Genomic DNA, 20,051 nt, shown 5'->3' on the forward strand with positions numbered 1-20,051 from the left:
GTTCAAAAAATACAAAATAATTAATAAAGAAAATGTTCTTGTATATACTTTAGTTTCAATTATTTTTCTATTTCTTGTTTAATTGTATTTAATATAATGTGATTCTTTAAAAGAAACCTTAACTAAAATTCTGATAAATTATGAACTTCAATCGCAGAGATTTTCTTAAAAAAAGCGGACTTGCAACACTCGGACTAACTGGGCTTGGAACGTTTGGAAAAAGGGAAAAAAATGGACCTTATCAATTTAGAAAAGAGCATGAGCAGACCTTTAATATGCATAACTATGCTGCACCGGCTATTGATTTGGTCCGGATTGGTTTTATAGGAGTTGGAAGCAGGGGAAGTGGTCATGTAAGAAGGCTCAGACAGATTGAAGGAACTGAAATCAGGGCTCTTTGTGATATAGATGAATCAGCACTGAATGAGGTACTTGAAGATTTTGATCAGCCCGTAGATACTTACACAGGCAGTGAAGATGCGTGGAAAGAGTTGTGTGAAAGAGATGATCTTGACCTGATAATCAATGCTGCTCCGTGGCATTTGCACACCCCGATCTGTCTCTATGCAATGGAAAATGGTAAGCACACAGCCACTGAAATACCGGCTGCACAAAGTTTGGAAGAGTGCTGGGCGCTCGTAGAAGCATCAGAGCGGACCAAGAAACACTGCTATATCATGGAAAATGCTTGCTATGGCGAGTTCGAAATGGTGACTCTGAATATGGCCAGGGAAGGATACTTTGGAGAACTGATTCATGCTGAGGGCGCTTATATACACCAACTTATGCGTCATAATTTTACGAGAGGCAACTATCATAATATGTGGCGCTTCCGTGAAAATGCTACTCGGAATGGTAATCTTTATCCCATGCATGGATTAGGCAGTATAGCACAGAGCATGGAAATTAACTATGGAGATCAGATGAAATATATGGTCTCCGTTTCAAGTGCCGACTTTATGATGCAAAAAAGAACCCGGGAGCTGGCTGAAAGCGATCCATTCTTTGAAGATTTTGTTGATAATGAGTTCCGGGGAAATATGAATACCAGCATTATCAAAACCTTTAAAGGGCGAACCATTATGCTTCAGCATGATGTGACTTCACCCCGGCCGTACTCTCGAATTCATTTGTTAAGTGGAACAGAAGGGATTGCCCGCGAATATCCCGAACCGCGAATTGCAAACAGTCATGATGGATGGCTTGAGCAGGAAGAGTTTGATGCAGTTATCGAAAAGTATAAACCTGAGATTATTAAACGAGTTGGCGAAATGGCCCGGCAAATGGGAGGCCATGGAGGAATGGATACACTCATGACCTGGCGATTGATTGACTGTCTCAGAAATGGAATTCCATTGGATATGGATGTGTACGATGCTGCTTCCTGGAGTTCGGTGATTCCGTTAAGCGAATGGTCAGTGGCAAATGAGGCCACTCCGATCCATTTTCCTGATTTTACGTCAGGTGCATGGCGAACAAATAAACCCAATATGGATATTGAGCTGGAAAGAGGTGGGACCACACAATTTGCATAGGGTAAATCTATATGTACGGACAACATATATAAATCCCAAAAGTGAGGCTGTGTGTAAAAATGCAGCCTCACTTTTTTATTTCTCTTCTTTATAATCAGTAACGAATGCACACCAATGATGAAAGAGACGTTTGAGAACGAATCTTGGTTTGTGGAGTTTGAACCGGATGACGGTGCCAGAATAAGCAGGTTGTGTTACCATGGGTTTGATCTTCTCACGACGGGCCCAGATCATTTTAAACCGCCTTCCAAAGATTTTGGTGAATACGAAACTCGTCCTGTTTTTGGCTATGATGATTGTTTTCCCTCGGTTGAAGCTTGCAGATATCCGGGGCTGGAATGGGTCGTACCCGATCATGGCGAGTTATGTTGGCTGGAGTGGAATGCTGAGGTTCAATCAGACAAAATAGTTTTTTCGGTCGAAAGCGAAGTCCTGCCAATTATTTTCAAGCGAACTCTGCATTTTAAGAACTCACCAGCTATACTGGGGTTTTGAAGTGCAAAACAGGGGAGATAAAAATTTACCATTTCAGCATGTAATGCATCCGCTCATTAAACTGACAGAGATCAAGGATTCTGAAACTTCCCGATTTTACATCTAATTAATAATGAAGGCCGGTGAACTGTTTGGATCTAAAATCCCCGAAAGCTTTGAGAGATTTTCTTGCTTTCACGAGGTTGTAGGCGAAACACACATGCTTTATCTGCAAAATCCGAAAGCAAATTTTGTGCAGTGGACTTATCAAAAATGACTTGAAGGTTCACGGATGGTTTATCCTGCAGATATGTTTTCTTCGATCGGTATTTGGTGGAATTATCTTGGTTATCCAGATGAAGATGGATGCAGAAGAGATGAATGTGCATTTGAGCCAATTTCAGGAACTGAAAGCAATTTGAACGAAGCAAATGGTGAGGGTCGTTCACAATTGGTCGAACCAGGTAAAAAGAAATCTTGGAATATCGTTTGGAATCTGGATTATGACTATTAGTCCACCTTACAAAAAAGTAAAATATTGCTTAAGAACATTGTCAGTTTACCTAATAAACTCACAACCCTACGAAAATTAGCTAAATCAATTGATGATTATATCATTTCTTACATAATAATCTATTTTCAAGTCTTTTATTTCAAAAAGATTATATAAGATTTAGACAGTGATTTGCCTGATTGAATTGAGGATAAATCTTATCAGTTGAATTTTATTACTCTGTATTTCTACCAACGAAAGAATATGTTTATTTCGAATAATTGAGTTTATAAATAATAAATAATTGAAATATATATATCTTTTTTTTATTTATAAATTTACTTTAGTTAAAATAATAATACCTAATAATAAGGTCTAATATAAGGAAAAATAACTAAATGATGGGATTTTGCAGGAAGAGAGGTGATAATGATTGCATCATAATGATGATTAGTTGTGCCCAAAGCCATCCGGGTTTTGTGATATGGTAGAATCCGGATGGCTAATTTTTCCAAAAGCTTTATAAACCCTTTAGCGGAATTGAAAAAAAGAATACTTGAAGATTTTCCGGCAGTTCAAAGATTAATCAAAACAATACAAACCAAATAAAAAGGCAATCGGCATGAGCAATCAATACGACAGAAAGGATTTTCTGAAAATTTCATCGACAGCAATGGGTGGCGCAATGCTAACCTCAATGGGTTTGTCAAAAATCTCTTTCGCAAGGAAAAAGAATGTTTTGGATCAGGACAGCCCCGTTCGTCTTGGGTTTGTTGGAATCGGTGGCCGTGGTCAGTGGCACTTAAGTTCAGCTCTTGGAATTCCGGGCGTTCAGGTTCCGGCAATATGTGAAATCAAACCGGAGCGGTTGTACACAGCCAAACGATGGGTAGAAGAATCAGGTCAGCCAACTCCAACCTTGTATGGAGCTGATGAAGACGAAACTGCTTTCAAGAGAATGTGCGAGGAGGAAGAACTCGATGCTATCATCTGCTCTACATCATGGAAATGGCACGCCCCGGTTGTTCTTGCGGCCATGAATAACGATAAACATGCCGCCTGCGAAGTGCCGCTAATGCTAACTCTCGATGAGGCTTGGGAAATAGTAGAAACGCACGAAAGTACAGGTAAATGGGCAAGCACCGTATTAGGTGGCTTTCCGGATGTGACCCTTTTAAATATGATTCGCCAAGGATTGCTGGGTGATATGATTCACGCTGAAGGAGGGTATATCCACGATCTTAGATTTGTGAAGCACGCCCCGGATGAAGAACCCTGGAGATTATGGCATTCTATCTACAGAAACGGGAACCTCTATCCTGATCATCCCATGAGAACGATCATGCCGGCCCTGGATATTAATCACGGTGATCGCATTGACTACCTGATTTCCATGAGTTCCAAAGCTGTAATGTTGAACGATTATGCTGCCGATCAATATGGCAAAGAACACCCATACGCCACAAAAGAGATGAAACAGGGAGATTACAACGCCTCACTGATTCGAACGGTTGACGGCAAGATGATAACTCTGAATTTCGATACGAATACTCCACACCCGAGAGGAAATTATCGTTTTCAGGGCACCAAAGGTGTTTACCTGAGAGATCGTGGTACCAATCGTATTTATGTTGAAGGCCAAAGTCCGGAATCGCATGAATGGGAACCAGCTGAAAAATACAGGGATGAGTATGAATCACCAATCCTGAAAAATTATGATCCACCGGAACGAGTTGTTGAGATTCGCGGCCATGGAGGCTCAAACAGACAGACATCTATCAACTGGACGAACCTGGTTGAAGCCATTCGAAATGACACATCACCATACATTGATACCTATGATTCCGTAACCAGCAGTGCTGTATCTGCGATTACTGAAAAATCGATAGCTGAGGGCTGCAGGCCAGTTGATTTTCCTGACTTTACAAGAGGAAAATGGCAAAACAGAGCACCGATTTTAGAGCAAGCATAATACTATCAATGGCTTAGGAGGAACATTAAAATGAATAACAGAAGAAATTTTCTCAAAAAAACAGGATTGGCTGGGTTGGGACTAACCGGTTTGGGGTTTCTTGGGTCAAATTCAACCCAGGCAAAATCAACGAAACCTACCGAAGAACAGGTAACGGGTGATCTGAGGTTGCTGGATTGGGAACCTATACCACAACTTGTTGTGGAAGAGACGATCATTACAAAACCAAAATTCCCGGTTATTGATATCCACAATCATTTGAGGGACCTGGATAGAACGGAGGAGTATCTCAAAGCAATGGATGAGGCAGGCGTTTGGAAAGTTGTGAGTTTGGATGGAAGATCTGAAGACGGCTTTTACAAAGAGCATCTGGAAGTCTCAAACAGTGTTGCCGAGGAAAGGTTTATCGTATTTTATCGAATTGATTACAGCAGGATTGATGAACCGAATTATGGTGAAGATGAAGCGGACAGGCTTGAGCAAGCAGTTGAAGCGGGACTTCGGGGAATTAAGGTGTCTAAATCACTTGGATTACGCTATAGAGATGCGAGCGGAGAATTGATTCGCGTGGATGATCAGCGCCTTGATCCTGTTTGGGCAAGGGCCGGTGAATTAGGTATTCCTGTGTTGATGCACATCTCAGATCCAAAAGCATTTTTCACCCCGATTGACAGGTACAATGAGCGCTACGATGAACTGGGTGCACATCCAGACTGGGGATTTTCCGGCCCTGAATTTCTTGAAAAAGAGGAGCTTTTGCGGCAACGAAACCGTGTATTTGAACGTCATCCGGATACAACATTCATAGCCACTCATATGGCAAACTTGCCGGAAGAGTTGGGCAGAGTATCGATGTGGTTAGAGAAATATCCAAACATCTATGTGGATATTGATGCCCGAATTAGTGAGTTGGGACGCCAGCCATACACCGCCCGGAAGTTTATGATAAAACATCAGGACAGGGTGCTTTTTGGTACCGATACAGCCCCGAATGTGGAATCATACAGGGTGTACTATCGGTTCTTGGAGACCGGATGATGAATACATCAATGCTGATCCAAGCCACCACAGGCAAGGACGCTGGCGAATTTACGGGTTATATCTGCCGGATGATGTATTGGAAAAAATCTACAACAAAAATGCTCTCAAAATTTTCGAGCAGTTCAATGGATAAGTCGATTCAAACAGTTTAAATAATAAATGGGATTTTACTATGAGTAATAAATTTGACAGAAAAGATTTCTTAAAGATGTCCACTGCCGGTTTAAGCACATCCGTTCTTGCCGGAATGAGTTTATCAAAACCGGTAGTTGCCAAAAAGAGAACAACGCAACAGCAGCCGATTCGTCTTGGGTTTGTGGGAATTGGCGGTCGGGGAACCTGGCATTTAAGTGCTGCTCTTGGTATTGAAGGGGTTAAAGTGCCTGCAATTAGTGAAATTCGGGCAGACCGGCTCGAAAATGCAAAAAACATGATTGAAGCGTCCGGGAGGCCGTCTCCTACATTATACGGGCAAGGTCCCAATGGCGAAACCGATTTTGTAAAAATGTCTGAAGAGGAAGATCTGGATGCCATCATTTGTGCCACTTCCTGGAAATGGCATGCTCCCATTTGCCTGGCAGCAATGAACAACGATAAGCATGTAGCCTGTGAAGTTCCATTGGTGCTTACCCTCGATGAAGCATGGAAAATTGTAGAAACTTATGAGAAGACAGGAAAATGGGCGAGTACTGTTTTGGGCGGTTTTCCAGATGTTACTCTATTGAATATGATTCGAAAAGGTCTGTTTGGGGAAGTTCTGCATATTGAGGACGGATATGTTCATGACCTTAGATTTGTGAAAAATAACGTAGAGCGTGAACCGTGGAGACTCCAACATTCCATTGACCGGAATGGAAATCTCTACCCCGATCATCCTATGAGAACTATTATGCCGGCGATGGATATTAACCACGGCGATCGAATCGATTTTTTGGTTTCTATGAGCTCAAAAGCTGTTATGCTGAACCGGTATGCTGCAGAACAGTTTGGTCCCGATCATCCCGATGCTACCCGCGATATGAATCAGGGTGATTATAACGCTTCCCTGATTCGAACGGTAAACGGTAAAATGATTACGCTCAATTTCGACACTAATACACCTCACCCCAGGGAGAGCTTTCGCCTCCAGGGATCGAAAGGTGTGTATGAAGATGGTGCCGATCTGGAAACCATCTATCTTGAGGGACCAAGTCCGGAATCTCATGAGTGGGAATCAGCCGAGCCGTACCTTGAAGAGTACGAACATCCCATGTTGAAGAATTATAACCCACCACCACGTATTGGTGGTGCTATTGAGGGACATGGCCGACGCATGGACCAGACACCTATTAATTGGCATAACCTGATTACGGCGATTAATGAAGGAATCCAGCCTTACATCGATACCTATGACTCTGTCACAAGTAGCGCTGTTTCTGCTGTTACTGAGGCTTCCGTTGCAAATAACGGACGCCCGGTTGATTTTCCAGATTTTACAAAAGGAAAATGGAAAGAAAGGACTCCGATTTTTATGGATGCCTGATTAGCGTATCAACCAAAGAAGACTAAAAATTGACGTGTTCAAGGCATCCATATTTTTTTTGAATTAAGAAAATGTGGATGCCTAAATAATTTAAACATAGAATTAATACGGAGTACAATGATGAGCTATTCAAGACAAAATGTAATTGTAACGATACTATTACTAAGTATCGCAGGATTGTTTATACACAGTTGCACCCAGCAAGAGGGTCAGGATCAGTATAATACTCAGACTAACGAGGGTGGGCTTTTGGATACTCTTCTGTTGAAAGACTGGATGCCCGAATCAGTTTATAATGTACAAAAAACAAATATCACGAAAGCAAAATATCCGGTCATAGATTTGCATGCTCATGCGTATGCAAAAACAGAGGAAGAAGTGGCAGAACGTGTTGCAATTATGAATGAAGTTGGAATTGAACGATCTGTTGTTTTAACCGGTGCAACAGGTGAGAGGTTTGATGAACTTCATACACTCTATTCACAATACCCTGATCGCTTTGATCTTTATGTGGGGCTTGATTACACCGGATACGAAGAGGAAGGTTGGGCTCAGACAGTTGTTGATGAACTCCGGCGTGTTGCTGAAATGGGAGCTGTTGGAATTGGTGAAATTCATGATAAAGGCCCTGGTTTAGCTCCAGGAATGCATCCGGATGATCCACGAATGGATCCAATTTTTGAGGTTGCCGCCGAGTTAGATTTCATAGTAAATCTACATGTTGCTGAACCCATCTGGATGTATGAACCGATGGATTCCACAAACGACGGTTTGACTCGTGCGTATACCTGGCGAGTTCAAAATCAGGATCAAATTGTTGGCCATGACGGGATGATTGAAATCTTAGACAACACGTTAGAGCGACACCCCAATACGACATTTGTAGCAGCTCACTTGGCGAATACCAGCAATGATTTTTCTCTCTTAGCAGATCTGTTTGATAAACATGAAAACTTGTATGGAGATATGTCAGCCCGTTTTGGAGAATTTTCTACCATTCCCAGGGCAACGGCTGCATTTTTTGAAGAATACCAGGATAGAATTGTCTATGGAACCGATTATGGTTTCGAGACTTTTCCGGATGATCCATCTAAACCGTACGGAAATAACACCACCACCGAAGAGATGTTTAAAATGACATTTCGGGTTCTCCAAACCGCCGATGAGCATTTCTACATCACGGATCTTGTGGGATATAAATGGCCGATGTATGGGTTGGATTTAAGCGATGAAGTACTACGAAAAATCTATCGTGAAAATGCTCTGCAAATAATGGGTGAATAGATAGTTAACGGATTAAATATGTAAGGGGTGTTTTAATTGATAAAATTTATATGAAAAATGCAGAAAAGTGGTTTCCCGGCATTTTTTGATATACTTTTATAGCCGAATACTAGTTTAATGATTACCCTACAAAGTGAACAAGAAGTAAAAGTTACTGCTCTTAATGGAATATATTGGTAAGTCTCAGGATGAACGAACATTTGATGCAATTGTAATTGGTTCCGGAATGAGTGGCGGTTACGCCGCCAAGGAGCTTTGTGATAACGGAGTGAAAACTCTCGTACTTGAACGAGGTCGCCCGGTGAAGCATGGGGATTATCCCACCGCAATGAAAGATCCCTGGGAGATTGATAATGCGGGAAGGTTGCCACAAGAGATGCTCGAAAAGAACCCGATTATTGCCAAGTGCTATGCTTTCGATAAAACAACCGAGCACTTTTTCGTGAAGGATGAGGAGCAACCGTACATCCAGGAAAAACCATTCGACTGGATTCGCAGTTATCAGGAAGGCGGTAAATCTCTGGTGTGGGCGCGAGGCTGCCAGCGGTGGAGCAAGTACGATTTTGAAGCACCCGGGCGAGACGGCTACGGTATCGAATGGCCGATTACATATGATGATTTAGCTCCATGGTATTCTAAGGTTGAAAAGTTTGCCGGATGGAGTGGAAATAAAGATGGCCTTGAACATTTTCCCGATGGAGAATTTTTGCCACCCTTTGAATTCAATTGTGTGGAGGAGCATATGAAAGAGAAGATCGAATCTTCATTTAAGGATCGATACTTTATCCAGGGCCGATGTGCGCATCTCACACAAGTACAAGACATTCACCGGCAACAAGGCCGCGGACAGTGCATGGCAAGAAATCTGTGTCAGCGTGGATGTCCATATGGAGCATATTTTAGTTCTAATTCCACAACGCTCCCCTGGGCGATGAAGACAGGAAATCTGACGATTCGTACGCATTCGGTAGTCCACTCCATTATTTATGATAAGGACAAAAAGAAAGCTGTTGGAGTAAGAGTTGTTGATGCGAATACAAAAGAGATGTCGGAATATTATGCGCGGATCATTTTTGTGAATGCGGCATGTCTCAACTCCAATATGATTTTGCTGAACAGCAAGTCTGAGCGATTTCCAAATGGGCTTGGTAATGACAGTGGTGTTTTAGGCCATTATATAGGCTTCCACAATTACCGTGGCAGAATGAGTGGAACCATCGACGGCTTTGATGACAAATACTATTTCGGAAGAAGGCCAACCGGTCCGCTGATTCCACCGTTCAGAAATGTTTTTGAACAAGAAAGTGATGCAGATTTCCAGGGTCGATATCACATCTCCATCGGTGCAAGCCGTTCAGGGTGGACGCGTGGTATGAGATCAGATAAAATTGGTACCGATCTTAAACAAGAACTCCAGGAACCCGGAGGATGGAGAGTCGGCGGACGTATGTCCGGTGAAGTAATTCCACGGTATGAAAACCACATTCGTCTCAGCGAAACGGAGACAGATGAATGGGGTTTCCCACAGCTTGTCTTCTCTATTGATTATGGAGAAAATGATGTGAAAATGATGGAAGATTACCTTGAAAAAGGATTGGAAATCATGGAAGCTGTTGGTGTAAAAAACATTCAAACGTCAGACAACAATCAAAATCCCGGATTAGATATTCACGAGATGGGCGGAGTTCGAATGGGCAAAGATCCCGAGACATCCATCCTGAATAAATGGAACCAGGTTCACTCCTGTGAAAATGTGTTTGTAACAGACGGGGCTTGTATGACTACGACATCAACCCAAAATCCTTCACTTACATTTATGGCAATCACGGCACGAGCAGCAAATTATGCGGTTGAAGAGATGAACAGAGGGAATTTGTAAAGTTGGTTGGAGTTAAACTGCGACAGCATACCTTGTAGAACTTTCGTGAAGATCAGATGATTACGTATTAGTGATTCTGCAATTTTATATAGTAATAAAGATCTTTCGCTTATAGAGGAAGTAGGTGATATACCACATCAACCCAAGAACAACAGTGGCTGTGATTAGATCAATCCACGCTTCGGGCATTGAAACGATTCCTAAAGTATCTGCTGTGAATATATCAATGAAATCGTATAGCCAGTCGACTGCACCAAATTCACTGAAAAGGTAGATGAAAAGCGGGTTCATTCCAACAATCGCAAAAAATCGACCGGTACTGATATATTTCTTTTTCACGTCGAAAAAATAGAACGATCCGGCCAATGCCAAGAGACACCATCCACCGCTGACAATGGTAAATGAAGATGTGGAAATTCGCTTGATGATCGGAGTGATGAATGGATCCATCAAATATCCAAGAATGGCTAAACCCACGCCATAAATTAGAAGCTTTTTCAGTTTATCTGAAACTTCAAATTTATTGCTGATTAAAAGCTGACCGGCAATCACTCCCCAGATTGTATGAGCTGCTGTGGGAAGTGCGTTGATAGCAACCCAATGTCCTCCACTAAGTTGTCCCATCAGAACAAGATCCATCCAGGCACCGAAGTTTTTGTCGGGCGTGAATGGTTGGGTGAATCCCTCAACCCAGAAAAGTCTGTAAAGAAGTTCGGTTAGCAATAATAGTCCAATGGAGAAGCTGATTTGGAATTTCCAGCTTTTTCTCATGATCAAAAATGCTACTAAATAGGTAAAAGAGAGCTGGGCCAGAACATTCCATAATTCAAAAACTATTTCTCCGGAATATGCACATTGAATCATGATGCCAAGCAAGAGCAGTATAAATGATCGGTAAAGCGCATGTTTGAATGTTTTATTCCATGAATCACCACGCGCCCATCGTTTGCCAAAGGAGATCGGCATAGCAACACCCACTATAAACATGAAGAAGGGTTGGACGAGGTCCCAAAATCGTAATCCATTCCATGGATGGTGGCGAAACTGCTCGCCGATGGAACTCATAATGCTGCCTTCAAAATAGGGAGCATTAATGGCATACCAGAGTGCTGCGCCTTCAGCAATCAACAGAAACATAGTCAACCCTCTGTAAAAATCGAGAGATAACAGGCGGCCGTAATCGTCAAGTAGAGGGTTGTCGATTTTAGCCATTTCGTTTCTGTTTCAGAGGATGTTTTATTTCATGTAAATCTGGGAATCAGAGCCCGAGATTTGGAATCCAGTTTCTCGCATTTTCACGATATAATTTGTCAATAACTTCTTTCGGTAGCTTTAGCCCCTGGAAACTTCCTTCAACCTGCCAAACTTCGAGTGTGTTATCCGTCACAAAAAATTCCCAGTCACTTCTCCAGGTATCAGCCGCGAGTTGTCGAACTTCTTCAGGATCAGAAGAGTCATAGAGTTGCAAGTCCGTTGAATACAGTAGACGATCTTGATATTCGATAAAGAACTCCCGCAGAGCTTCGCGATCTTTCTGGGCTAAATACTGCAGGTGTGGAATTCTGTGAGCCATTCCCAAAATCATATTTGGATATTTATCCAGGTGTTCGCTCATCATTTCAATACTCCACTCCATACTTCCGAGGTGAGCTCCGAAAAAAGTCAGGTTCGGATTTTTATCAAGCATGGCATCGCGGGAAGCAATAATCTCTTCGTAAGAGGGATACTCCGGGTGTTGATACATATGATACTGTGGATTGTTTTCGAAATAGTCGCGGTCGTTAGCAACTGTCATCTCATCAAGCGGTAACCAGCAGTTTTTAGGCTCTCCGATATGACCAAAAAGAGGAATGTTCTCATCGGAGAGATATTGAAAAATCGGGTCGAACTGCGGATCGTCGATCATTACGAAATTCCCGTTTTCATCTCTCAATTCCATCCCTATATTTTTCCAAACTTTTACGCCGATGGCTCCATTTTCAAAGGACTGTTCTAAATAATCTAATGTGTTTTGTTGCCAGGTTTCGGAGTCGTTAAATCCTTCCAAAGAAAAAGCAGATGTGTAGGCAAGCCGGTCTGCGCGATCTTCCCGTAATTCAAGAGCTATACGTTGTTGTTCGGCAACTGGCTGCATTCCTCCGCTTGCCACATTCAAAGTGATCATCTTTACATTATCTTCAATGCCCTGTTCAATAACCACTGGGTTTACAGCATTAAGATGGACGTGGGAATCAATTTTTTCAACGGATGTGAAATCTTCAGCACTATAATAATTATCAATCTGATCAGTTTCACTTTGCTCACTTTGGCAAGCGGAAAAAAATAATATTGTGATGAAAATCGGCAGAGAGTAGCAAATACGTGATAGGCTTATTGGAATTTTTGTGGTTTGGGGAATATCAAGTAAAATTTTATTCATTGATCAATGGTTGAGTTAATATTTACATAACTTCAAAAATCGGAAGTTTTTAAAAAGAGTACTATTCGAACATGAATGTTCCATAATTGTATATATCATGGAAGTTTGTAGTTACAGGTTGCCACGTCCAACTGGTAGAATTGTAATCATAATCTACACGATACATGTTAACCCGCCAGATTGTTCCGGATTTCGGAATTCTGTTTTTCAATGGGATAAGTAATTCAAAAGGGATAAAAAATTCTGCTCTCCACTCATCAATTTGCTCACCGCTCGCAAGTTTCCCGCCAGTGGCAGATGTTTTGTGAATTGCTTTTCTGGTGTCACCACCACTATAGGTGTATTCAAATGGTATCCAGTGAGATTGCCCAGCGTTAGTTTTGGATACAAGAATGGGCAATTCATAGTTTAAAGGTGATAATTCATACTCAAAGTACACTTCTTCACTCTCATTTGGCCAAAGAAAAACTTCCACAACATCTTCTCTCCATATCTCCTCAAAATGAGAGGTAATTGATGCAGAAATCAGGTCATCATCACATCGAAATAGAAAGTAAATTCCAGTGTCTGAATAAAGAACCTTAACGAATGTTTTCCTTTTGCTGTCATTCTCGTGGTTTGTCCGCTGTGTTAGTTCAATCCAATTCGTTTTGGACCAGTTTTGGGATGATCCATCTCCAGTTACTGAAAAGTCATCAGTCTTCTGAACCTGTAGGGTAGAAAGTGCCTGTCCAACCAAGGTAGAGGTATTGAATACTGCTAAAAAAATTAAAAAAGAAATAATCAGCATTTTGTATAAAGATGAACTCTTTGACTTTATAGCCGAAGTTTTTAGGGAGGTATTTTTAAATACCATAATCTATTGGTCAATGAAGTTCAACAAGAATGATATTGAATGTACTTAAATACATAGTTAAAATAAATAATAAAAAATCACAATCTTAGAATAAAAGAATAAATAAAAATATTTAAATTACTTTCTTTTATTATTTGTATAAAAATTTTCGATTACTTATTTTATTCAGCCTATTAGCTTTGTTCACTAAAGATCGATATTTCAAGTATGTTTTATATACTTGTTGAGACGATCATTCATACCATCTAACCCCAGTTACGTAGCTGTAATTGGGGTTTTTATTTGCCTGATTAAAAAGGGAAGTATGCATTAACAAAGGTCACAACTTCTAAGGCGTTTAAAGCAAAAGGGAGGCAAGGTTTAAACGTTTTTATTGCTTCAAACAAACTACTTAGAATACCAGATTTAGATATTACTTATTGAAATTTACTGAGTATCGAGCATTGGGAAGAGTGTTCTGATTTCATCCTCAGTGGGTTGATGCCCATATTCTGCAATTTCAAATGCCTCAATCTTGCTAAATGAAAGCTTGTTGATCATCTCTTCATTACCGTACCATTTTCTCAATGAATTCATAAACTCAGAGGGTATTTTATTGTCTCCTCCCAACCAATCAGTTAGCCATTTAGCAAGCCATATTTTTTTGTCATCAGCCTCATCAGGGACATTTTCTAATAATCCTTGAGTCCATGGCAGCCACTCGTAAAATTGAGATTTGTGAGCATCCATCGCATCAATCTTTTTAGAGAAAGTCTTGGTAACGTTGATTGTGATATCAGGATTAAATGGATTTGGTTTTTGAAAAGGATCTTGCATGTAGAGAAAAACTGGATTTTTATTCAGAGGCTCTGTATCAGGAACAACATTTGGAACGATCACCAAATAGGCTGCATCCATTACTAAAACGCCGGCATATCGGTGGTCCGGATGATAATCGTTGGGTCTCAGGCCAATCACCAGGTCGGCCTTCCAATTTCTGATTTCTCTTATTACTTGGTGCCGAATGTGTAATTTTGGGAGAAGTTCAGCATCATGATTATTTAAAATTTTATACTCATCAATCCCCAACCTTTCCTTAGCTTCTTGTGCTTCATTATACCGGATTTTAGCTAATTCACCACCTCCTTTTACATGATGACCTGCATCACCATTTGTTAAAGATACAAACTTTACGGAATGTCCCATTTCAGCCCACAGGGCAGCTGTTCCTCCCATCTTAACTTCAGCGTCGTCTGGGTGGGCAAATATGGCAATAATTCTGAGTTTATCTTCTGGCATATCTATTGATATTATAAATGAATAAAATTCAGTTGTTATTATCGGATAATGCTTTTTGCAAACCTGCTAACACATACTCCATGTATTGTTTGGAATGCCTTGCCATTGAATCGATTTCTTCGGCAGTATTTGGCATCCCAAGATAGGATGCGAATATATTTTCGTATGTTAGTGTAATTGTTTTTCCTGTAAATGCTACAGGCGAGAAAAGCTGGTAGTGATCAATTTCACCCAAACCCGGTGCAGAAGTGGTTTTTGTTGGAAAGTTACGACAGTCTTTTAAGCAAAAACCAGATATGAGATCAGCACACGTTTTTATGTCTTGTACTGGATCCACTGATTGGTACCACATAACATTGCCGGCATCGTAGCTCATATGAATATTCGGATGATTCAGCTCTCGAATAATACCTGAAAGAGCTTCTCCTGTCCCTGTTGTTTCTCCTCCATGCTGTTTTATTAAAAATGTAACACCGTAGTCTGCAGCGATAGGGGCAAGTTCTTGAAATCTTGATACCCATAATTCCGGATCACCTCCGTCTGTAGGACCAAATACAAGAACATAATTTAATTCAGCTGCGGACGCTTGTTTAATTCTGTTGGTCAATAATTCGACTGCATCATCTTGGTCAGGGTAAATTGTCGAAAACATTTGGACTGGTTCAAGTCCCATATCTCTGCATCTGCTTGCAAGTTCTTTTGCCTCATTTGGAGTTGCGGTTTCTGCTAATACAGGTTGATTTTCGCCATTTTCGGTTCTGTGGCGGGTCCCCCAGGCAACATGATTATAACCCGCATTCTTTATTCCCTGCAGTGCTCGTTCAAGCGGGAAATTTCTATACGGTAAAGTCATGCAAGCATGAATAAACTGTGTCGGTTCTTTATTTATCTGAAGGTTAAGATTGTCATTCAATGAATGAATAGAATCGGCCTGGGCGGCACTTTCATTAAAAAGTGAACTTGCAACTGTACCGGTAGATAGTGCTGCTAATCCAACAAAACTTTTCTTAATAAAAGATCTTCGACTAGGTAAAAGTTCTTTTTTATTTTTTCGATTCATTTTTCGGGGAGTAAGTTTATATCTGTTTAATCTATTGGTACAATCTTTTTAGTCCGTACAGATTCATCACATGCTAAAACAATTTTTAATGTCTGTACTGCAACTTTTAAGTGCTCTGAGAGGTCAATATCTTCCTTTATAGTTTTTAGAAAATATTTTTGCTCATAATAGCAAAGTTCATCGTGATCCGGCTCATCTTCTATATCAACAATTTTATCCTCATTAAGTAGTTTCCCATTTTGATCTGTTTGAGATGAATGAAGATGAAGCTGGCGAACAATGCCATGTTCTTCTATGTCAGCTGATTTACCACGAGGTTGGTCAAATGTGTTTTTTCTGATGCTAACACTTCCTTTTGGCCCGAAAACATCTTTAACAAAATATGCATATTCACTAATCATAGGCCCCCAGCCTGATTCATACCATCCTACTGATCCATCCTCGAATACTACCTGAAGCTGACCATAATTATACATATCCTCGTTTATCTCTTCAGATAAACGAGCACCTATGGCATGAACCTGAACGGGATCTGATTGAGTCATTTGGCACATCATATCCACATAGTGAACACCACAATCTACAATGGGTGACATCACATCCATTAAATTTTTGTGTACCTGCCATTCAGAGCCAGTACTCTGTTGGTTAAGATTCATTCTCATAACAAGTGGTTTTCCGAGTTTTTTTCCTTCATTTACAAAACGAATCCATCCCGGATGATGTCTGGCTATATAACCAACAAGAACTTTTTTTCCTGCTTTTTTTGCTGCAGTCACAACAGCTTCTGCATCTTTAACTGTTTCAGCAAGGGGTTTTTCCACAAATACGTGAGCTCCGCTTTCAAGTGCCTTAATTGTATAATCTGCGTGTGTACTTGCATAAGTATTGATCGAGACAGCATCCGGCTTGGTTTCTTTAAGAGCAGTTTTAAATTTGTTGAACGTTGGAATATTCCCACCTAACTCATTTAATAATTTACCCCTACTTTCAGGTCCACGACTAACGAGCCCAACTATATTAAATCCATCTAATCTGTTATAAGCACGGGCGTGCGATGTACCCATATTTCCACATCCCACTACTAATATGTCAAAAACTTTATTACTCATTTTTTATAATTGGTTTACGGTTAAATTGATATTTGGAAAAGTTAAGATGAATATCGTTACTAGTCTCAATTTTATTCATCGGTTATATATTTATATCATCGGCCGATGCAGTTTCATCTACAACCTTTTCATTAAAAAATATTATGAAAATAGTAAGCACTATAGCAGCTAAAATTGATGGTAGTATCCAGAATGATTCCCAGTTGCTCAAAGTCATTGAAAGGGCATCACCAAGCAGATTATTATATGTAATTCCTGCTAATTGCGCCCCAATGAGCATACCTACACCATATGTAAGAAGTACTAATAATCCTTGTGCCTGACCTCTTATTTTGTCGGTTGATTTCATGTCCACATAAATGTGTCCTGTAACATAGAAGAAATCATAACAAATTCCGTGTAAAGCAATACCTGTCAGAATCATCCATGTAATCTGATCTGTTGCACCAGCAGCAAATAGTGCATATCTAATTACCCATGCACCCATTCCAACACCCAACATCCACTTAACTCCAAGCCGAATAAAAAAGAACGGCATTAGAAGCATGAAAATAATTTCGGAAAACTGACCTATAGTTTGAACGGCAGCAAGATTTGTAAAGCCAGTATCATTAAGAAAAACTTGAGTAAAGTTAAAATATGCAGCAAGGGGGATTGATATAAGAAGGGAGCACATCAAGAAAATATAGAAAGAACGATTCCCCAGATGTTTTAAAGCATCAACACCAACAATACTTTTTAAAGAAATGGGAGTGTCAGAACCTTTTGGAGGTGTATGAGGTAGTGTAAAAGCGTACAAACCCAAAAGAAGACTGAAAAAAGCTGAAAGATAAATCGGTAGTGACGTTTGTTCAGGCTTTAAACTATCGGATACAAATATTCCCAATCCAAAACTAACTACCAAGCCAGCAGTGATCCAACCCATAGTACCAAAAACCCTAATGATTGGGAATTCAGACTGTTGATCATTGATATGATGAAAAGTTATTGCGTTAGATAAACTTAAAGTAGGCATATAACATAAACAGTGACCGAAAATCAAAAGAATGAAAAGCAGAGGGTAGTTGGATGAATAAGGAGCAATAAACATAAAAATCGCTCCTGTGATGTGTAAGAATCCAAGGACTTTTTCCGTTGAAAAATATCTGTCAGCTATTAATCCTACAAAGAAAGGTGCAATGATTGCACTTATTGGATTAACTGTATATGGCCAGTGAGTTAAATTCCCCATTCCTTCATTACCCATATAAATAGCGATAGAAGTGTACCATGCTCCCCAGATAAAAAACTGGAAAAACATCATAACACAGAATCGGGCAACGGTGGTTTTTTTCATTTTTTGAATCAGATTATGTTTTTTTTAGCGAATAGTCTATTCAAAAAGAAAGTAAAAACAAATTTAAAAACAAATTTATAATGATTAAAGTTAGTTATAGATATAATTTTATGCTCAGGTCTTATGAATTATTTAGAATTAAAAATTCTAAATTAAATGAATTAAATAATTTAATATTAAAAGTTTTAGTGAAATATTAGGCAGCTATTATGATTATTAAAAGTGTTTTGTAAACAAATTTTCTTTTTTTATTGACTTATAACTTTTTTTTCGTTTTGTTATTGGTGTTAATCGGATTATATATGTGTAAAAACAATTTTCGATTTTCGAATAGGTAAATTATAACTCAAAAAAAGATAGCTGATCGGTTAAACTAAAAGGATTATGAGGATTCATTATGAAAAATAAATTACTATTAACAATAATATTAATATGTGCTTTAGCGACTTCAGGTTATGCTCAAGATGTAACTGTTGAGGGTACAGTCACGGATGCTGTTACTGGAGAACAACTCCCAGGGGTAAATGTAGTTATTCAGGGGACATCCACCGGAACTACTACTGGAATGGATGGGGCGTTTACAATTGACATTGATGGACCTGGAACTTCCTTGGTTTTCTCATATGTAGGTTATGAAGCACAAACAGTTTCAATAACTTCTTCACACATTAACCAAGGTCTTGATATTGAACTTCAAGAAGATGTAGCGCTTCTTGAAGAATTGGTTGTGGTTGGGTTTGGAACCCAGGAAAGGGCCGACGTGACTGGTGCTGTAAGTTCAATTCAGGGAGCTGAAGTTGAAGAGAGACCGCTAACCAATCCCGCATTAGCGCTGCAAGGTGTAACACCTGGTTTGCAAATACAATACGGAGGTGGTCAACCGGGAGAAGAGAATACAATAGCCCGGATTCGGGGTACTGGTACACTGAATAATTCAGATCCACTTGTATTAATTGATGGTGTTGAGCAGTCCTTATCCACCGTTGAACCAAGTGCTATCGAATCAATTTCAGTTCTAAAGGATGCCGCATCAGCCTCGATCTATGGGTCAAGAGCGGCTAACGGAGTCATTTTAATTGAGACGAAACGAGGTCAATCGTCGGGTATGTCTGTAACTTATAATAATCACATAGGTGTGCAGAACTTACTGGGTTGGCCAGAGAGTGCGGGTAAAGAAGATTGGATGAGATTGGAGAATGAAGCCCAGGTAAATGCTGGGGGGCAGCCTACATATAGTGAAGAGTATATTCAGAATGTTGTTGCTGGAACGAATCCACTTCAATACCCTTGGGCTGACTGGGAAAAAGGTGTCTTTCAAGATAACGCTTCTGAGCAAAATCACGCCTTGTCAATCTCAACAGGAAGCGATTTTGGGCGGATTTATGCCTCTATGAATTATACAGACACTGATGGTGTCATTCAGAATTTTAATAACAAAAGAGCAAGTCTTCGATTGAATACAGACTTATATCTTAGGGATGATCTGACCTTGACTACAAATCTGCTTTATCGAAATAGAAATGTAACCGGACCTGGTTTTAGACCCCAAAGAATAACTCAGGGAATTCTGCATATTAACCGTAATGCTATAATGGATTTTCCCGATGGGCAAGAAGCAACAGGAGATCTATTCTTCGGTACATGGAATCCATTTATAATGGCCAATTCTGGTGAGACTCAGCGATTAAGTAATGATATCCTTGGTACAAGTAGGCCTCAGATATCAATTAACCGACTATTTAAATATCGAAGGTGATTTTACTGCAAATCTTATTAATACGGATGAGACT

Annotated in this window: 16 protein-coding genes; 9 read left to right on the top strand and 7 right to left on the bottom strand. The window is 40.1% G+C overall.

Features of this window, described 5'->3' with window-relative positions:
- Positions 1-140: 140 nt before the first annotated feature.
- The 8 genes from U5K72_05715 (at position 141) to U5K72_05750 (ending at position 10,200) form a co-directional block, all read left to right on the top strand.
- On the top strand, positions 141-1,535 hold the full coding sequence (locus U5K72_05715) for a Gfo/Idh/MocA family oxidoreductase (GenBank protein MDZ7718301.1): 1,395 nt from the start codon (positions 141-143) through the stop codon (positions 1,533-1,535).
- A gap of 114 nt (positions 1,536-1,649) precedes the next feature.
- Complete coding sequence (locus tag U5K72_05720) at positions 1,650-2,030, top strand: hypothetical protein (protein ID MDZ7718302.1); 381 nt, start codon at positions 1,650-1,652, stop codon at positions 2,028-2,030.
- 271 nt (positions 2,031-2,301) lie between these two features.
- On the top strand, positions 2,302-2,523 hold the full coding sequence (locus U5K72_05725) for a hypothetical protein (protein ID MDZ7718303.1): 222 nt from the start codon (positions 2,302-2,304) through the stop codon (positions 2,521-2,523).
- Between the two features lie 601 nt (positions 2,524-3,124).
- The gene (locus U5K72_05730) at positions 3,125-4,474 is read left to right on the top strand and encodes a Gfo/Idh/MocA family oxidoreductase (protein MDZ7718304.1); all 1,350 of its coding nucleotides are present in this window, start codon (positions 3,125-3,127) and stop codon (positions 4,472-4,474) included.
- Positions 4,475-4,504: 30 nt separating this feature from the next.
- Positions 4,505-5,512 carry an amidohydrolase family protein gene (locus tag U5K72_05735; GenBank protein ID MDZ7718305.1) on the top strand — a complete coding sequence of 336 codons (1,008 nt, stop codon included), beginning with the start codon at positions 4,505-4,507 and terminating at the stop codon, positions 5,510-5,512.
- Positions 5,513-5,687: 175 nt separating this feature from the next.
- Positions 5,688-7,037, top strand: a complete 1,350-nt coding sequence (locus U5K72_05740) for a Gfo/Idh/MocA family oxidoreductase (GenBank protein MDZ7718306.1) — start codon at positions 5,688-5,690, stop codon at positions 7,035-7,037.
- A 117-nt stretch (positions 7,038-7,154) separates the two neighbouring features.
- On the top strand, positions 7,155-8,321 hold the full coding sequence (locus U5K72_05745) for an amidohydrolase family protein (protein ID MDZ7718307.1): 1,167 nt from the start codon (positions 7,155-7,157) through the stop codon (positions 8,319-8,321).
- A gap of 163 nt (positions 8,322-8,484) precedes the next feature.
- Positions 8,485-10,200, top strand: a complete 1,716-nt coding sequence (locus tag U5K72_05750) for a GMC family oxidoreductase (protein ID MDZ7718308.1) — start codon at positions 8,485-8,487, stop codon at positions 10,198-10,200.
- Positions 10,201-10,284: 84 nt separating this feature from the next.
- On the opposite strand, the gene U5K72_05755 is transcribed toward U5K72_05750, so the two are convergent.
- From U5K72_05755 to U5K72_05785, 7 genes are all read right to left on the bottom strand, one after another.
- Complete coding sequence (locus U5K72_05755) at positions 10,285-11,412, bottom strand: DUF5009 domain-containing protein (protein ID MDZ7718309.1); 1,128 nt, start codon at positions 11,410-11,412, stop codon at positions 10,285-10,287.
- Between the two features lie 46 nt (positions 11,413-11,458).
- The gene (locus U5K72_05760) at positions 11,459-12,619 is read right to left on the bottom strand and encodes an amidohydrolase family protein (protein MDZ7718310.1); all 1,161 of its coding nucleotides are present in this window, start codon (positions 12,617-12,619) and stop codon (positions 11,459-11,461) included.
- 61 nt (positions 12,620-12,680) lie between these two features.
- Positions 12,681-13,409, bottom strand: coding sequence for a carbohydrate-binding family 9-like protein (locus tag U5K72_05765; GenBank protein ID MDZ7718311.1), 729 nt, complete (start codon positions 13,407-13,409; stop codon positions 12,681-12,683).
- 492 nt (positions 13,410-13,901) lie between these two features.
- Positions 13,902-14,753, bottom strand: a complete 852-nt coding sequence (locus tag U5K72_05770; GenBank protein MDZ7718312.1) for a PIG-L family deacetylase — start codon at positions 14,751-14,753, stop codon at positions 13,902-13,904.
- 28 nt (positions 14,754-14,781) lie between these two features.
- The gene (locus U5K72_05775; protein ID MDZ7718313.1) at positions 14,782-15,813 is read right to left on the bottom strand and encodes a sugar phosphate isomerase/epimerase; all 1,032 of its coding nucleotides are present in this window, start codon (positions 15,811-15,813) and stop codon (positions 14,782-14,784) included.
- Between the two features lie 26 nt (positions 15,814-15,839).
- A complete protein-coding gene (locus U5K72_05780; GenBank protein MDZ7718314.1) occupies positions 15,840-16,925 on the bottom strand; it encodes a Gfo/Idh/MocA family oxidoreductase in 1,086 nt (361 codons plus the stop codon).
- A gap of 82 nt (positions 16,926-17,007) precedes the next feature.
- A complete protein-coding gene (locus tag U5K72_05785; GenBank protein ID MDZ7718315.1) occupies positions 17,008-18,261 on the bottom strand; it encodes an MFS transporter in 1,254 nt (417 codons plus the stop codon).
- A gap of 397 nt (positions 18,262-18,658) precedes the next feature.
- Here U5K72_05785 and U5K72_05790 point away from each other — a divergent pair, with 397 nt between their 5' ends.
- Positions 18,659-20,017 carry a SusC/RagA family TonB-linked outer membrane protein gene (locus U5K72_05790; GenBank protein MDZ7718316.1) on the top strand — a complete coding sequence of 453 codons (1,359 nt, stop codon included), beginning with the start codon at positions 18,659-18,661 and terminating at the stop codon, positions 20,015-20,017.
- Positions 20,018-20,051: the final 34 nt, after the last annotated feature.

The sequence above is a fragment of the Balneolaceae bacterium genome (genome assembly GCA_034521495.1).
Lineage (GTDB): Bacteria > Bacteroidota > Rhodothermia > Balneolales > Balneolaceae > Rhodohalobacter.

Coding starts and splice junctions, on each gene's coding strand:
- U5K72_05740 (MDZ7718306.1), top strand. CDS start 5,688: ATGAGTAATAAATTTGACAGAAAAGATTTCTTAAAGATGTCCACTGCC.
- U5K72_05755 (MDZ7718309.1), bottom strand. CDS start 11,412: ATGGCTAAAATCGACAACCCTCTACTTGACGATTACGGCCGCCTGTTA.
- U5K72_05720 (MDZ7718302.1), top strand. CDS start 1,650: ATGATGAAAGAGACGTTTGAGAACGAATCTTGGTTTGTGGAGTTTGAA.
- U5K72_05745 (MDZ7718307.1), top strand. CDS start 7,155: ATGATGAGCTATTCAAGACAAAATGTAATTGTAACGATACTATTACTA.
- U5K72_05790 (MDZ7718316.1), top strand. CDS start 18,659: ATGAAAAATAAATTACTATTAACAATAATATTAATATGTGCTTTAGCG.
- U5K72_05770 (MDZ7718312.1), bottom strand. CDS start 14,753: ATGCCAGAAGATAAACTCAGAATTATTGCCATATTTGCCCACCCAGAC.
- U5K72_05725 (MDZ7718303.1), top strand. CDS start 2,302: ATGGTTTATCCTGCAGATATGTTTTCTTCGATCGGTATTTGGTGGAAT.
- U5K72_05735 (MDZ7718305.1), top strand. CDS start 4,505: ATGAATAACAGAAGAAATTTTCTCAAAAAAACAGGATTGGCTGGGTTG.
- U5K72_05785 (MDZ7718315.1), bottom strand. CDS start 18,261: ATGAAAAAAACCACCGTTGCCCGATTCTGTGTTATGATGTTTTTCCAG.
- U5K72_05760 (MDZ7718310.1), bottom strand. CDS start 12,619: ATGAATAAAATTTTACTTGATATTCCCCAAACCACAAAAATTCCAATA.
- U5K72_05775 (MDZ7718313.1), bottom strand. CDS start 15,813: ATGAATCGAAAAAATAAAAAAGAACTTTTACCTAGTCGAAGATCTTTT.
- U5K72_05730 (MDZ7718304.1), top strand. CDS start 3,125: ATGAGCAATCAATACGACAGAAAGGATTTTCTGAAAATTTCATCGACA.
- U5K72_05780 (MDZ7718314.1), bottom strand. CDS start 16,925: ATGAGTAATAAAGTTTTTGACATATTAGTAGTGGGATGTGGAAATATG.
- U5K72_05750 (MDZ7718308.1), top strand. CDS start 8,485: ATGGAATATATTGGTAAGTCTCAGGATGAACGAACATTTGATGCAATT.
- U5K72_05715 (MDZ7718301.1), top strand. CDS start 141: ATGAACTTCAATCGCAGAGATTTTCTTAAAAAAAGCGGACTTGCAACA.
- U5K72_05765 (MDZ7718311.1), bottom strand. CDS start 13,409: ATGCTGATTATTTCTTTTTTAATTTTTTTAGCAGTATTCAATACCTCT.